15 protein-coding genes are annotated in these 14,737 nt (G+C 53.5%); 13 read left to right on the top strand and 2 right to left on the bottom strand.

Translation table 11 applies throughout. The features are described 5' to 3' along the window. From lnt to rihA, 6 genes are all read left to right on the top strand, one after another. Window positions 1–1,539, top strand: coding sequence for an apolipoprotein N-acyltransferase (lnt, locus tag HV311_RS17565; RefSeq protein ID WP_191220245.1), 1,539 nt, complete (start codon window positions 1–3; stop codon window positions 1,537–1,539). Window positions 1,540–1,896: 357 nt separating this feature from the next. After that, window positions 1,897–2,805 carry a glutamate/aspartate ABC transporter substrate-binding protein GltI gene (gene gltI / locus HV311_RS17570; RefSeq protein ID WP_016152242.1) on the top strand — a complete coding sequence of 303 codons (909 nt, stop codon included), beginning with the start codon at window positions 1,897–1,899 and terminating at the stop codon, window positions 2,803–2,805. Between the two features lie 289 nt (window positions 2,806–3,094). Beyond that, window positions 3,095–3,835, top strand: coding sequence for a glutamate/aspartate ABC transporter permease GltJ (gene gltJ, locus HV311_RS17575; RefSeq protein WP_016152241.1), 741 nt, complete (start codon window positions 3,095–3,097; stop codon window positions 3,833–3,835). Beyond that, window positions 3,835–4,509, top strand: coding sequence for a glutamate/aspartate ABC transporter permease GltK (gene gltK / locus HV311_RS17580; RefSeq protein ID WP_003022757.1), 675 nt, complete (start codon window positions 3,835–3,837; stop codon window positions 4,507–4,509). Before gltJ ends, gltK begins: the two co-directional genes overlap by 1 nt. Beyond that, complete coding sequence (gene gltL, locus HV311_RS17585; protein ID WP_003022754.1) at window positions 4,509–5,234, top strand: glutamate/aspartate ABC transporter ATP-binding protein GltL; 726 nt, start codon at window positions 4,509–4,511, stop codon at window positions 5,232–5,234. The genes gltK and gltL overlap by 1 nt, the downstream gene beginning before the upstream one ends. A 116-nt stretch (window positions 5,235–5,350) precedes the next feature. Continuing rightward, window positions 5,351–6,286 carry a pyrimidine-specific ribonucleoside hydrolase RihA gene (rihA, locus tag HV311_RS17590; protein WP_191220246.1) on the top strand — a complete coding sequence of 312 codons (936 nt, stop codon included), beginning with the start codon at window positions 5,351–5,353 and terminating at the stop codon, window positions 6,284–6,286. 45 nt (window positions 6,287–6,331) lie between these two features. Here the strand turns inward: rihA and HV311_RS17595 are convergent, their stop codons facing one another. Continuing rightward, window positions 6,332–6,814 carry a zinc ribbon-containing protein gene (locus HV311_RS17595; RefSeq protein WP_191220247.1) on the bottom strand — a complete coding sequence of 161 codons (483 nt, stop codon included), beginning with the start codon at window positions 6,812–6,814 and terminating at the stop codon, window positions 6,332–6,334. Between the two features lie 235 nt (window positions 6,815–7,049). Here HV311_RS17595 and leuS point away from each other — a divergent pair, with 235 nt between their 5' ends. From leuS to nadD, 4 genes are read left to right on the top strand one after another with little or no spacing between them, the layout of a single operon-like run. Beyond that, window positions 7,050–9,632 carry a leucine--tRNA ligase gene (gene leuS, locus HV311_RS17600; RefSeq protein WP_191220248.1) on the top strand — a complete coding sequence of 861 codons (2,583 nt, stop codon included), beginning with the start codon at window positions 7,050–7,052 and terminating at the stop codon, window positions 9,630–9,632. A 14-nt stretch (window positions 9,633–9,646) separates the two neighbouring features. Then, window positions 9,647–10,240: an LPS assembly lipoprotein LptE gene (lptE, locus tag HV311_RS17605; protein ID WP_016152238.1), complete on the top strand. Its 594-nt coding sequence runs from the start codon at window positions 9,647–9,649 to the stop codon at window positions 10,238–10,240. Then, a complete protein-coding gene (gene holA / locus HV311_RS17610) occupies window positions 10,240–11,271 on the top strand; it encodes a DNA polymerase III subunit delta (RefSeq protein WP_047415141.1) in 1,032 nt (343 codons plus the stop codon). The genes lptE and holA overlap by 1 nt, the downstream gene beginning before the upstream one ends. A 1-nt stretch (window position 11,272) precedes the next feature. Then, entirely contained in the window at window positions 11,273–11,914 is a 642-nt protein-coding gene (gene nadD / locus HV311_RS17615) for a nicotinate-nucleotide adenylyltransferase (RefSeq protein WP_087121840.1), read from the top strand. On the opposite strand, the gene cobD is transcribed toward nadD, so the two are convergent. Continuing rightward, entirely contained in the window at window positions 11,889–12,983 is a 1,095-nt protein-coding gene (gene cobD, locus HV311_RS17620) for a threonine-phosphate decarboxylase CobD (protein WP_191220249.1), read from the bottom strand. The two genes, nadD and cobD, sit on opposite strands and share 26 nt — an antisense overlap. Before the next feature lie 96 nt (window positions 12,984–13,079). On the opposite strand from cobD, the gene HV311_RS17625 reads away from it, so the two are divergent. From HV311_RS17625 to rlmH, 3 genes are all read left to right on the top strand, one after another. Continuing rightward, complete coding sequence (locus tag HV311_RS17625; RefSeq protein WP_046274589.1) at window positions 13,080–13,691, top strand: adenosylcobalamin/alpha-ribazole phosphatase; 612 nt, start codon at window positions 13,080–13,082, stop codon at window positions 13,689–13,691. Between the two features lie 254 nt (window positions 13,692–13,945). Continuing rightward, the gene (gene rsfS / locus HV311_RS17630) at window positions 13,946–14,263 is read left to right on the top strand and encodes a ribosome silencing factor (protein ID WP_003022728.1); all 318 of its coding nucleotides are present in this window, start codon (window positions 13,946–13,948) and stop codon (window positions 14,261–14,263) included. A gap of 3 nt (window positions 14,264–14,266) precedes the next feature. Further along, complete coding sequence (gene rlmH, locus HV311_RS17635) at window positions 14,267–14,734, top strand: 23S rRNA (pseudouridine(1915)-N(3))-methyltransferase RlmH (RefSeq protein WP_003022725.1); 468 nt, start codon at window positions 14,267–14,269, stop codon at window positions 14,732–14,734. The last annotated feature ends 3 nt before the right edge of the window (window positions 14,735–14,737 follow it).

Consider the following 14,737-nt stretch of genomic DNA (forward strand, 5'->3'; position numbering starts at 1 on the left):
ATGGCATTTGCCCCATTAATTGAACGCCAGCGCATTCGCCTGCTGCTGGCGTTATTATTCGGTGCCTGCGGGACGCTGGCTTTCTCTCCGTATGACATCTGGCCCGCTGCGATCGTTTCGCTGATAGGCCTGCAGGCTCTTACCTTCAATCGCCGTCCGCTCCAGTCTGCCGCAATCGGCTACTTTTGGGGATTGGGGCTGTTTGGCTCCGGCATCAACTGGGTTTACGTCAGCATCGCGCAATTTGGCGGTATGCCGGGCCCCATTAATGTGTTCCTCGTGGTTCTACTTGCCGCATACCTTTCCCTCTACACCGGCCTGTTTGCCGGCGTGTTGGCGCGTCTGTGGCCGAAAACCACCTGGATACGCGTGGCGATTGCCGCGCCGGTCGTCTGGCAAATAACCGAATTCCTGCGCGGCTGGGTACTGACCGGCTTCCCGTGGCTACAGTTCGGCTACAGTCAAATCGACGGTCCGTTAAAAGGGCTGGCTCCGGTGATGGGCGTTGAGGCGATTAACTTCCTGCTGATGGTGGTTAGCGGCCTGCTGGCGCTGGCGCTGGTGACGCGTAACTGGAAGCCGCTGATTGCCGCGCTAGTGCTCTTTGCTCTGCCCTTTCCGCTGCGCTATATCCAGTGGTACACGCTTGAGCCGGAAAAAACCACTCAGGTCTCGATGGTGCAAGGTGACATTCCGCAGTCGCTCAAATGGGATGAAGGTCAGTTACTCAACACCCTGAAGATTTATCTCGACGCCACCCAGCCTGAGATGGGCAAATCACAGCTGATCATCTGGCCAGAATCCGCTATTCCGGACCTGGAAATTAATCAGCAGCGTTTTCTGGGCATGATGGATGACCTGCTGAGATCGAAAAACAGCACGCTGATTACCGGTATCGTTGACGCACGTCTGAACAAGCAGAATCGTTACGACACCTACAACACCATCATCACGCTGGGTAAAGACAGCCCGTACAGTTACGATTCCAGCAACCGCTATAACAAAAACCATCTGGTACCGTTTGGCGAGTTCGTCCCGTTGGAATCGATCCTACGCCCGTTAGCGCCGTTCTTTGACTTGCCAATGTCGTCTTTCAGCCGTGGGCCTTATGTGCAGCCACAGCTGCATGCGCACGGCTTTAAGCTGACGGCTGCCATCTGCTATGAAATCATTCTTGGCGAACAGGTACGGGATAATTTCCGCCCGGATACGGACTACCTGCTGACGATTTCCAACGATGCATGGTTTGGTAAATCCATCGGCCCGTGGCAGCACTTCCAGATGGCGCGTATGCGTTCCCTCGAGCTGGCGCGCCCTCTGCTGCGTAGCACCAACAACGGTATTACGGCGGTGATTGGTCCACAGGGTGAGATTCAGGCGATGATCCCGCAGTTTACCCGCCAGGTCCTGACCACCAGCGTGACGCCAACAACGGGCTTAACCCCTTATGCCCGTACCGGTAACTGGCCGCTCTGGCTGCTGACCGCGCTGTTTGGCTTTGGTGCGGTGGTAATGAGCCTGCGCCAGCGTCGTAAGTAACCTTCCTTCCCCGGCCGGATAACGTTTCGCTTATCCGGCCCACAAAACATTTCCCGCTCCCCATTCTGGCACGTCTATTGCTTTGTTCTACAAGACAAATGCAGTTTTGGCTGAATGTGCAACCTGGTCGCACCAACGTTGAGCGCCGGTAGCACCTGAAAAGTGCAACAAGATATTTTTGCCCCCAAATGGTGCGGCGCACCTCGCAAAAATAAACAATAAAACAGCAAATTCTTTACATTCATCCAAACTAAATGTTAACAAACATATACAAGACTGCACGTTTTAGTAGCAAACAATAACAACATCACAATGGGTATCAATGCGTCCCTGGCGCAGACGATAAAGGAGTTGGATATGCAATTACGTAAGCTCGCCACTGCCATGCTGGTCATGGGAATGTCCGCCGGTCTGGCGCACGCAGAAGACGCAGCACCAGCGGCAGGCAGCACGCTGGACAAGATCGCCAAAAACGGCGTGATTGTGGTCGGCCACCGTGAATCATCGGTACCGTTTTCTTACTACGATAATCAACAAAAAGTGGTCGGTTATTCACAGGATTACTCCAACGCGATCGTTGAAGCCGTGAAGAAAAAACTGAACAAGCCTGACCTTCAGGTGAAACTGATCCCGATTACTTCACAAAACCGTATCCCGCTGCTGCAAAACGGCACCTTCGACTTTGAATGTGGCTCCACCACCAACAACGTCGAGCGCCAAAAACAAGCGGCTTTCTCTGACACCATTTTCGTTGTTGGTACTCGTCTGCTGGCGAAAAAAGGCGGCGACGTCAAAGATTTCGCCGATCTGAAAGGTAAAGCCGTAGTCGTGACTTCGGGTACCACCTCAGAGGTGCTGCTGCACAAGCTGAATGAAGAACAAAAAATGGATATGCGCATCATCAGCGCGAAAGACCACGGTGACTCTTTCCGTACTCTGGAAAGCGGCCGCGCCGTTGCCTTTATGATGGATGACGCCCTGCTGGCTGGCGAGCGCGCGAAGGCGAAGAAACCAGACAACTGGGAGATCGTCGGCAAGCCGCAGTCTCAGGAAGCTTACGGCTGCATGCTGCGTAAAGATGACCCTCAGTTCAAAAAGCTGATGGATGACACTATCGCCAAGGCGCAGACCTCAGGCGAAGCTGAGAAATGGTTTGATAAGTGGTTTAAAAATCCAATTCCACCGAAGAACCTGAACATGAATTTCGAACTGTCAGACGAGATGAAAGCCCTGTTCAAAGAACCGAATGATAAAGCGCTTAACTAATTAATTAGAAGAGTACACAAAACCTTTCAAGTTATATCGAGGCGGCAACTGAGCGAATTCCCGGGCGCTTACATGAGTAAGTAACCGGGATGAATAAAGGCAGCCAACAACGAGATATCTTGAAGGATGAAGTGTAATCAGGGAGGCTTCCCCTCCCTCTCGATTGCTACTCAGCACGGACAGACTATAAGCCTGATGGTCGTTCCCCATCAGGCCTGAAAACCGCAAAACGCTGAATAACAATCTTCGGGGGTAGCGCTGCTACCCTTTTTTTTTCTGGAGTAGATTTATGTCTATAGACTGGAACTGGGGTATTTTTTTACAACAAGCCCCGTTCGGCAACACTACCTATCTCGGCTGGCTCTGGAGTGGTTTCCAGGTCACTGTCGCGTTATCTATCACCGCCTGGGTTATCGCTTTCCTCATCGGCTCTTTATTCGGCATCTTACGTACCGTACCAAATCGTTTCCTTTCCGGGATCGGCACGCTGTACGTCGAGCTGTTTCGTAACGTTCCGCTCATCGTCCAGTTTTTTACCTGGTATCTGGTCATTCCTGAACTGCTGCCGGAAAACATCGGGATGTGGTTTAAGTCAGAACTGGATCCCAACATTCAGTTCTTCCTCTCATCCATGCTTTGTCTGGGGCTGTTTACCGCTGCGCGCGTCTGCGAACAGGTTCGTGCCGCTATTCAGTCTCTGCCTCGCGGGCAGAAAAATGCCGCGCTGGCGATGGGGCTGACGTTGCCGCAGGCCTACCGCTATGTTCTGCTGCCAAACGCTTACCGCGTGATTGTTCCGCCAATGACCTCAGAGATGATGAACCTGGTAAAGAACTCCGCGATCGCCTCCACTATCGGCCTGGTCGATATGGCTGCGCAAGCGGGAAAACTACTGGATTACTCCGCCCACGCATGGGAATCGTTTACGGCCATCACTCTGGCCTACGTACTGATTAACGCCGTCATCATGCTGGTGATGAATCTCGTCGAACGCAAAATCCGCCTGCCTGGCAATTTGGGAGGCAAATAATGTACGAATTTGACTGGAGTTCTATCGTCCCTTCCCTGCCGTATCTGTTGGATGGGCTGATCATCACGCTGAAAATCACCGTCACGGCAGTCGTCATTGGTATCGTATGGGGGACCATCCTTGCGGTAATGCGTCTGTCCAGCTTCGCGCCAATTGCCTGGTTTGCGAAGGGCTACGTCAACGTATTCCGCTCCATTCCGCTGGTGATGGTGCTGCTGTGGTTCTACCTGATTGTGCCCGGCTTCCTGCAAAACGTGCTGGGTCTGTCGCCAAAAACCGATATTCGCCTGATCTCAGCGATGGTCGCATTTTCGATGTTTGAAGCCGCGTACTATTCCGAGATTATCCGCGCCGGTATCCAGAGTATTTCTCGCGGGCAGTCCAGTGCCGCGCTGGCGCTGGGGATGACCCATTGGCAGTCGATGAAGCTCATCATTCTGCCGCAGGCATTTCGCGCGATGGTGCCGCTGCTGCTTACCCAAGGCATCGTACTCTTCCAGGATACCTCGCTGGTCTATGTATTGAGTCTGGCAGACTTCTTCCGTACCGCCTCCACCATTGGCGAGCGTGACGGCACGCAGGTTGAAATGATCCTGTTCGCTGGCGCCGTTTATTTTGTATTCAGTCTGAGCGCATCGTTGTTGGTCAGCTATTTGAAGAAAAGGACAGTTTAATGATTACCCTGAAAAATGTTTCTAAATGGTATGGTCACTTTCAGGTGCTGACCGACTGCTCCACGGAAGTGAAAAAAGGTGAAGTGGTGGTGGTCTGCGGCCCGTCAGGTTCAGGTAAATCAACGCTTATCAAAACGGTGAACGGGCTGGAGCCGGTACAACAGGGCGTCATCACCGTTGATGGTACCGTGGTGAATGATAAAAAGACCGATTTGGCCAAACTGCGCTCCCGCGTTGGCATGGTGTTCCAGCACTTTGAACTGTTCCCGCATCTGTCGATTATTGAGAACCTGACTCTGGCGCAGGTAAAAGTGCTTAAACGCGATAAAAAGCCGGCCCGCGACAAAGCGCAAAAGTTACTGGAACGCGTTGGTCTGTCAGCGCATGCCGAGAAGTTTCCAGCTCAACTCTCCGGGGGCCAGCAACAGCGTGTCGCCATCGCTCGGGCGCTGTGCATGGATCCTATCGCTATGCTGTTTGACGAACCGACGTCAGCGCTCGACCCAGAAATGATCAACGAAGTACTGGACGTCATGGTTGAACTGGCCAATGAAGGGATGACCATGATGGTGGTTACCCACGAAATGGGCTTTGCGCGTAAAGTGGCTAACCGGGTGATCTTCATGGATGAAGGGAAGATTGTTGAAGACTCACCGAAAGAAGAGTTCTTCGCTAATCCAAAATCTGACCGTGCCAAAGACTTCCTCGCGAAAATCCTGCACTAATCTTGCTGGCGCGCACCTCCATGTGCGCGCCACCTCACGATTTATCTCTTCACTTCTCGAAACAGGCACAACCCAGCGTTAACCTTGTCACAAAGTCCCACTTACAAGGAGCAACAATGGCACTTCCTATCCTGTTTGATTGCGATCCAGGTCATGACGACGCTATCGCAATTGTTCTCGCCCTCGCTTCACCTGAACTGGATGTGAAAGCGATAACCTCCTCTGCCGGTAACCAGACCCCCGACAAAACGCTGCGTAACGTATTGCGTATGTTAACGTTGCTCAACCGCACGGATATCCCAGTGGCCGGTGGCGCAGTCAAACCGCTGATGCGCGACCTGATAATTGCCGATAACGTCCACGGTGAGAGCGGGCTTGATGGCCCGGCGCTGCCTGAACCTGCTTTTGCTCCACAGGACTGCACCGCCGTGGAATTGATGGCGAAAATCCTGCGTAACAGTCAGGAACCGGTGACGATTGTCTCCACCGGGCCGCAAACTAACGTGGCATTGCTACTGAATAGCCATCCTGGACTGCACACCAAAATTGCCCGTATCGTGATCATGGGTGGTGCAATGGGCCTCGGAAACTGGACGCCCGCCGCCGAGTTCAACATCTTCGTGGATCCAGAAGCCGCTGAGATCGTGTTCCAGTCGGGCATTCCGGTGGTGATGGCTGGACTGGATGTCACGCATAAAGCGCAAATACATCGTGAAGATACCGAACGGTTCCGCGCTATCGGCAATCCCATTTCGACAATCGTTGCTGAACTACTCGACTTCTTCTTTGAATATCACAAAGATGAAAAATGGGGATTCATTGGCGCGCCGCTGCACGATCCATGCACCATTGCCTGGCTGCTGAAACCTGAATTGTTTACCACCGTTGAACGCTGGGTTGGTGTGGAAACTCAGGGCAAATACACCCAAGGAATGACCGTGGTTGACTACTACTTCCTGAACGGCAATAAGCCAAACGCCGCCGTAATGGTGGACGTGGATCGCCAGGGGTTTGTCGATCTGCTGGCAGAACGGTTGAAGTTTTACGCCTAATGCGTAGGCCGGATAAGACGCAGCGCGTCGCATCCGGCAACATTATCACGGCTCAAACGGTCGACGCTGGAACTGATCGTGTCCGCATTTCGGGCATAGCGGCAGCACATCAGGAGTGTACACCGCTAAATGGAAATGGCACTTCTCGCAGACCAGATTGCCCAACCCGACCACCTCGCCACTGTGATAAACCCCGTGATGGCTGAGGTCCTGGAACACTTCGCGCCATTCGAGCTGCGTTTTATCGGTAATATCGGCCAGTTCCTGCCAGATACTCTCTTTGATAACCCGCATAAAGACGCTGTCGGTCTCCTCATCGAGGCTTTCTTCATAGCTCAGAGCAAACTCTTCCAGGTCGCGTCTGACGGCCCGGGCGAGCTCTTCCACCTCGGTGCGCGTTAACTCCCCGGTCTGCATAACGCGCTGACGCGCCTGTTCCACCAACGCATCAATATCGCGTTCGCCATTACGCAGGCGTTCACTCAGTGAAGCCACCAGTTCACGGTAATATTGAGCAACCTTGTTCATCGCTTCGCCTCCTGGGTCGTTAACTGTCTATAATAATAGACGTTATTTACGCTACGCTTTGCAAGACTGTCCACAGAGTGTGTAAATTCGTGCAAGAATTATCCTTACGGGAATTCAACGTTGAATGCGCGAAAGGCTGTTTTGGCGCGGGCGTTTGGGCTATGCTATGCGGATCTAAAACACCACATCTAGAGCTACGTTTGTAGCTGTATTGAAAACAGGACCACTGGCTGCCATGCAAGAGCAATACCGCCCGGAAGAGATAGAATCCAAAGTACAGCTTCACTGGGATGAGAAGCGCACATTTGAAGTTACCGAAGACGAGAGCAAAGAGAAGTATTACTGCCTGTCTATGCTTCCCTATCCTTCTGGTCGACTACACATGGGCCACGTACGTAACTACACCATCGGTGACGTGATCGCTCGCTATCAGCGTATGCTGGGCAAAAACGTACTTCAGCCAATTGGCTGGGATGCGTTCGGCCTGCCTGCCGAAGGCGCTGCGGTTAAAAACAACACCGCCCCGGCACCGTGGACGTATGACAACATTGCATACATGAAAAACCAGCTCAAAATGCTGGGTTTCGGTTACGACTGGAGCCGTGAGCTGGCGACCTGCACCCCGGAATACTACCGCTGGGAACAGAAGTTCTTCACCGAGCTGTACAAAAAAGGGTTGGTGTACAAGAAAACGTCTGCCGTTAACTGGTGCCCGAACGACCAGACCGTACTGGCGAACGAACAGGTTATCGACGGCTGCTGCTGGCGTTGCGATACCAAAGTTGAGCGTAAAGAGATCCCGCAGTGGTTCATCAAAATCACCGCTTACGCTGACGAACTGCTGCGCGACCTGGATAATCTGGATCACTGGCCTGACACCGTGAAAACGATGCAGCGCAACTGGATTGGCCGCTCTGAAGGCGTGGAAATCACCTTCGATGTGAACGATTACGACAACACGCTGACCGTCTACACCACACGCCCGGACACCTTTATGGGTGCGACCTACCTGGCCGTTGCTGCAGGTCATCCGCTGGCGCAGAAAGCCGCTGAAAATAACCCAGAACTGGCTGTCTTCATTGACGAATGCCGCAACACCAAGGTTGCTGAAGCCGAAATGGCGACCATGGAGAAGAAAGGCGTCGACACTGGTTTCAAAGCCGTTCACCCGCTGACTGGCGAAGAGATCCCGGTTTGGGCGGCAAACTTCGTGCTGATGGAATACGGTACAGGCGCAGTTATGGCCGTTCCGGGTCACGATCAGCGCGATTACGAATTTGCGACCAAATATGGCCTGACCATCAAGCCGGTAATTCTGACCGCTGAAGGCGCAGAGCCGGATCTGTCTGAACAAGCGCTGACCGAAAAAGGCGTGCTGTTTAACTCCGGTGAGTTTGACGGCCTCGACTTCGAAGCGGCCTTCAACGCTATTGCTGACAAGCTGGTAGCTAAAGGCGAGGGTGAGCGTAAAGTTAACTATCGTCTGCGTGACTGGGGTGTTTCCCGTCAGCGTTACTGGGGCGCGCCGATTCCGATGGTGACGCTGGAAGACGGTACCGTCCTGCCAACGCCAGAAGACCAACTGCCGGTTATTTTGCCGGAAGACGTAGTCATGGACGGCATTACCAGCCCAATCAAAGCCGATCCAGAGTGGGCGAAAACCACCGTTAACGGTATGCCTGCGCTGCGTGAAACTGACACCTTCGATACCTTTATGGAGTCGTCATGGTACTACGCGCGCTACACCTGCCCGCAGTATCAGGAAGGTATGCTGGATTCCGACGCGGCGAACTACTGGCTGCCAGTTGATATCTACATTGGCGGTATTGAACACGCCATCATGCACCTGCTCTACTTCCGCTTCTTCCACAAACTGATGCGCGACGCAGGCATGGTCAACTCTGATGAACCAGCTAAACAGCTGCTGTGTCAGGGGATGGTTCTGGCCGATGCGTTCTACTACGTTGGCACCAACGGCGAACGTAACTGGGTTTCTCCGGTTGATGCCATCGTTGAGCGTGACGAAAAAGGTCGTATCGTCAAGGCTAAGGACGCAGAAGGCCATGAACTGGTGTATACCGGCATGAGCAAGATGTCCAAGTCAAAAAATAACGGTATCGACCCGCAGGTCATGGTTGAACGCTACGGCGCCGACACCGTACGTCTGTTCATGATGTTCGCTTCTCCGGCTGATATGACGCTGGAATGGCAGGAGTCCGGCGTTGAAGGGGCGAACCGCTTCCTGAAACGTGTCTGGAAACTGGTTTACGAACATACGTCCCAGGGAGATGTTGCTGCCCTGAACGTTGATGTGTTGAGCGAAGATCAAAAAGCGCTGCGTCGCGACGTGCATAAAACCATTGCTAAAGTCACCGATGATATCGGTCGTCGTCAGACCTTTAACACCGCGATTGCGGCGATTATGGAGCTGATGAACAAGCTGGCGAAAGCACCGCAGGCAGACGAGCAGGACAGAGCCCTGATGCAGGAAGCGTTGCTGGCTGTTGTACGCATGCTTAACCCGTTCACCCCACACGTTTGCTTCACCCTGTGGCAGGCGCTGAAAGGCGAAGGCGATATCGACAACGCGCCGTGGCCGGTGGCGGACGAAGCAGCAATGGTTGAAGACTCAACGCTGGTTGTGGTTCAGGTAAACGGCAAAGTACGTGGCAAAATCACCGTTCCGGTAAACGCCACTGAAGAGCAGGTTCGTGAACGTGCTGGCCAGGAGCATCTGGTGGCAAAATATCTTGATGGCGTTACCGTACGTAAAGTGATTTATGTACCGGGTAAACTCCTCAATCTGGTCGTTGGCTAAGCGCGGGAGGAAGCGTGCGACTTCTGACAACATTGTTGTTATCGCTGGCGGTGCTTGTCACCGCCGGGTGTGGCTGGCATCTGCGTAGTACTACGCAGGTTCCACCCTCAATGAAAACCATGATCCTGAACTCTGGCGATCCGAACGGCCCGTTAAGCCGCGCGGTGCGTAATCAACTGCGTCTGAACGGCGTTACGCTGCTTGAAGACGGTACCATGCGTAAAGATGTGACGTCCTTACGTCTGGGTGCGGTCAGCCTTTCGCAAGATACGGCATCGGTATTCCAGAACGGTCAAACGGCTGAATACCAGATGGTGATGTCCGTGAGTGCTACTGTGCTGATTCCAGGTCATGATATTTACCCAATCAGCGCCAAAGTTTATCGTTCGTTCTTTGACAACCCACAGGCTGCGCTGGCGAAGGATAACGAGCAGGACATGATCATAAAAGAGATGTATGACAAAGCGGCTGAACAGTTGATTCGTAAGCTGCCAAGCGTACATCTGGCCGATACTCAGTCATCCAATGCTGATGCTGAGCCTGCGGTGAATAAAACCGCAGCGCCTGCGTCATCTCCGGCGCGTGTCTCCACCACGCTGGGTAACTGATGCTCAAGTTGTACCCTGAACAACTCCGCGCACAGCTCAATGAAGGGCTGCGCGCGGCGTATTTACTCTTGGGCAACGATCCCCTCTTATTGCAGGAAAGCCAGGATGCCATCCGTCAGGCTGCCGCAACGCAAGGATTCGAAGAACACCACGCCTTCACTCTGGACAACAGCACCGACTGGGGAGAGATTTTTTCACTCTGCCAGGCGATGAGCCTGTTTGCCAGCCGTCAAACCCTGCTTCTGCAGTTGCCTGAAAATGGCCCTAATGCCGCCATTAATGAACAGCTCGCGTCACTCGTCACTCTGTTACATGACGATCTGCTGCTGATAGTTCGCGGCAACAAACTCACCAGGGCACAGGAAAACGCCGCATGGTATACGGGGCTTGCAAATAACGCGGTTCAGGTAAGCTGCCAGACGCCGGAACAAGCACAGCTTCCTCGCTGGGTTGCCGCCAGGGCGAAACTTAACAACCTGCAACTGGATGACGCAGCCAATCAGCTTTTGTGCTATTGCTATGAAGGTAATTTGTTAGCACTGGCGCAAGCGCTGGAACGATTAGCGTTGCTTTGGCCTGACGGCAAGCTAACGCTGCCTCGCGTGGAGAAAGCGGTTAACGATGCCGCGCACTTTACCCCATTCCACTGGGTAGACGCGCTGCTAATGGGCAAAAGCAAACGCGCGCTGCACATTCTGCAGCAGCTACGCCTGGAAGGTAGCGAGCCGGTTATTTTGCTGCGTACGATCCAGCGTGAGTTACTGTTGCTGGTTAACTTAAAACGGCAGTCGACCCATACGCCTTTGCGCACGTTGTTTGATAAACACCGGGTGTGGCAAAATCGCCGGGGCATGATGGGAGATGCGCTAAACCGGCTGAACCCGGCGCAACTGCGTCAGGCTGTGACGCTTTTAACGCGTACGGAAATTACGCTTAAACAAGACTATGGTCAGTCAGTGTGGGCGGAACTTGAGGGGCTTTCCCTTTTGCTCTGTCATAAATCGCTGGCCGATGTTTTTATTGATGGTTGATATGAAATCATTGCAGGCTTTGTTCGGTGGCACCTTTGATCCGGTGCATTACGGTCATCTTAAACCGGTTGAAATTCTGGCGAATCTGATTGGCCTTTCCCGGGTCATCATCATGCCCAATAACGTGCCGCCACATCGTGCGCAGCCCGAAGCGTCCGGTGAACAACGTAAGCGTATGGTTGAACTGGCCATTGCTGATAAACCGCTGTTTTCCCTGGATGAACGCGAGCTGAAACGCGATACCGCCTCCTACACCGCGCAAACGCTAAAAGAGTGGCGCGAGGAGCAAGGCCCGAACGTGCCGTTAGCGTTTATCATTGGTCAGGATTCGCTGCTTACCTTCCCTTCCTGGCATGACTACCACACGATTCTGGGTAATACCCACCTCATCGTGTGCCGACGTCCGGGCTATCCACTCGAAATGGCGCAGGAAAAACACCAGCAATGGCTGGAGGATCATCTGACCCATTCAGCAGATGACCTGCACAACCTGCCTTGCGGGAAGATTTACCTGGCCGAAACGCCGTGGTTTAACATCTCCGCCACGCTCATCCGTGAGCGCCTGGAAAAGGGCGAGCCGTGCGACGACCTGATGCCAGACGCGGTGCTTGACTATATCAATCAACAGGGACTGTACCGCTAAGCGCCTTGCGTAAGGCCGTCAGCAGGCGGTTATTCTCTTCCTGGCTGCGAACGGCTACCCGATAATAGCGCGCATCCAGCCCCGGATAATTGGCGCAACTGCGAATCAAGACATGCTGTTTCAGCAACGCAAGTTGCAGATCAATATCCGCACGATCGCAGCGTAATAAACGATAATTTGCCCGGCCGGGATACGCCGTCAGGCCGGGCAGATCTTGCAGTTGTTGATCAAACCGCTCCCCCTCTTGTTCCAGCCATTTCCACGTCGCCCGCTGATACGCGCTATCGCGTAAGATAATCTCGCCTGCCAGGGCAGCAAACGCATTAATTGACCACGGCATTTGTTGGCTGCGCATCTGTGCAACCGCCTGTTCGTTACTGTTGACCAGATACCCCAGGCGCAGTCCCGGGATCGCATAAAACTTGGTGAGCGAACGCAGCACCCAAATATGCGGGTTCTCGTGCAGTAACGGGATAAACCCCGACTCCCCGGCAATAAAATCGATAAACGCTTCATCAAGGATCAGGGCGATCCCCAGCGACTCACAACGCGTGGCAATTTCACGCAGCAGGCGGGTTTCGGGCAACAACCCGGTGGGATTATTGGGCGTACAGAGAAACAGGCAGTCCAGCTCAGGCGTTAACGCATCGAGGATCGCATCGGTAAGCTGCCAGCCATCGTCTTCGCACAGCGCAAACTCATGGATCGTACAATCTCCCCATTGCAGCGCCCGACGATATTCCGCAAACCCGGGCGTCACGATCATCGCGTGGCGTGGCTTCAGGCCATGCACCAGGGTAAAAATGGATTCGGTTTCACCGTTCCCGGCCAGGATCCACGAGGACGGAATTTGATGATGCTCCGCCAGCGCGGCATGCAGTTGCGCGTAATCGACATCCGGGTAACGCTCCGTGCAGTCCAGATTGTCGATAATCGCCCGCTTTAAACTTACCGGCATACCCAGCGGGTTAATATTCGCGCTAAAATCCAGCAACTGTTCAGGCAAGATGCCCAACAATTCGGCGGCTTCTCGGGTGTTACCGCCATGTGCGCTCTTCAATAAAGACATCGTGCCGCTCCACGTAAAAAAGGGTATTTTAGTGAAAAATCACTGCGCAATCAGGGCAAACATCATATTTTGTGCGAATAGCCTCACGAGGAAAACATGAGACTCTGGTTAGTACGTCATGGCGAAACCGAAGCCAATGTCGCTGGTTTATATAGCGGCCACGCCCCCACACCGCTAACGGAACGGGGGATCGCTCAGGCGCAAACGCTGGGTACGCTGTTACGCAATGTCCCTGTCGACAACGTTCTGTGCAGCGAACTGGAACGCGCCCGCCATACAACGCAGTTGATTCTGGCAGAACGTGAAGTTCCTGTGCGCAACATGCCTGAGCTTAATGAGATGTTTTTTGGTGACTGGGAAATGCGTCACCATCGCGATCTGGCGCGCGAAGACGCCGAAAATTACGCCGTGTGGTGTAACGACTGGCAGAATGCGACGCCCACCAATGGCGAAGGTTTTCAGGCGTTTTCCCAGCGAGTGGAACGTTTCATTGCCCAGCTTGCTGATTATAAAGCGTGCCAAAATCTGCTGGTGGTGAGTCATCAAGGCGTGCTGAGCGTGTTGATCGCCCGTCTGCTGTCCATGCCCGCAGCGGCAATGTGGCATTTCCGCGTCGAACAAGGCTGCTGGAGCGCAATTGATTTTTGTGACGATTTTGCGGTTCTGAAAGTGCTTAACAGCCGGGCCGTATGGCGCGACGGGGAGTGAAAGCGCTGTTTTTTATGCCGAAGGGCCTCTCTCCCATTGACACCCCATGACAGGCTGTTATTCTCCGCAGCCTGACTTTTCCCGCCCTTCAGAGCTTTGCAGAAATTGTTTTACAAAAATGGCGATGCATTCTGTGGCGTGGGGTGGGATGATAGCGCACTTCACAAGCGCATTCGGAGACATTTGTCCCGATATCGCCTCTGGTTCAGGTATACTAACAGACGTTTTTAACTCTTTTCACCCAGGGGGAACACTTGCAGGGTAAAGCACTCCAGGATTTTGTAATCGACAAAATTGATGACCTGAAAGGTCAAGACATCATCGCCTTAGACGTTCAGGGCAAATCCAGCATCACTGATTGCATGATTATCTGCACCGGTACATCCAGCCGTCACGTTATGTCTATTGCAGACCACGTGGTCCAGGAGTCCCGCACTGCTGGCCTGCTGCCGCTCGGCGTGGAAGGCGAGAATGTCGCTGACTGGATCGTCGTTGACCTCGGCGATGTGATTGTCCACGTGATGCAGGAAGAGAGTCGTCGCCTGTATGAACTGGAAAAACTCTGGAGTTAATGCGTGAAGCTGCAACTTGTCGCTGTGGGTACGAAAATGCCTGACTGGGTACAAACCGGATTTACCGAGTATCTCCGTCGGTTTCCGAAAGATATGCCCTTTGAGCTGATCGAAATCCCGGCAGGAAAGCGCGGCAAGAACGCGGACATTAAACGCATTCTCGACAAAGAGGGTGAGCAGATGCTGGCTGCCGCAGGCAAAAACCGCATCGTCACCCTTGATATCCCGGGTAAACCCTGGGACACGCCGCAGCTGGCGACCGAACTGGAGCGCTGGAAACTGGACGGTCGTGACGTCAGCCTGTTAATTGGCGGGCCGGAAGGTCTCTCTCCTGCCTGTAAAGCGGCAGCGGAACAAAGCTGGTCACTCTCTGCATTAACCCTTCCACACCCTCTTGTTCGGGTTCTGGTTGCGGAGAGTCTTTACAGGGCGTGGAGCATTACCACCAACCATCCTTATCACCGTGAGTGATCA

Source organism: Citrobacter sp. RHBSTW-00881 (genome assembly GCF_013728515.1).
Classification (GTDB): Bacteria; Pseudomonadota; Gammaproteobacteria; order Enterobacterales; family Enterobacteriaceae; genus Citrobacter; species Citrobacter braakii.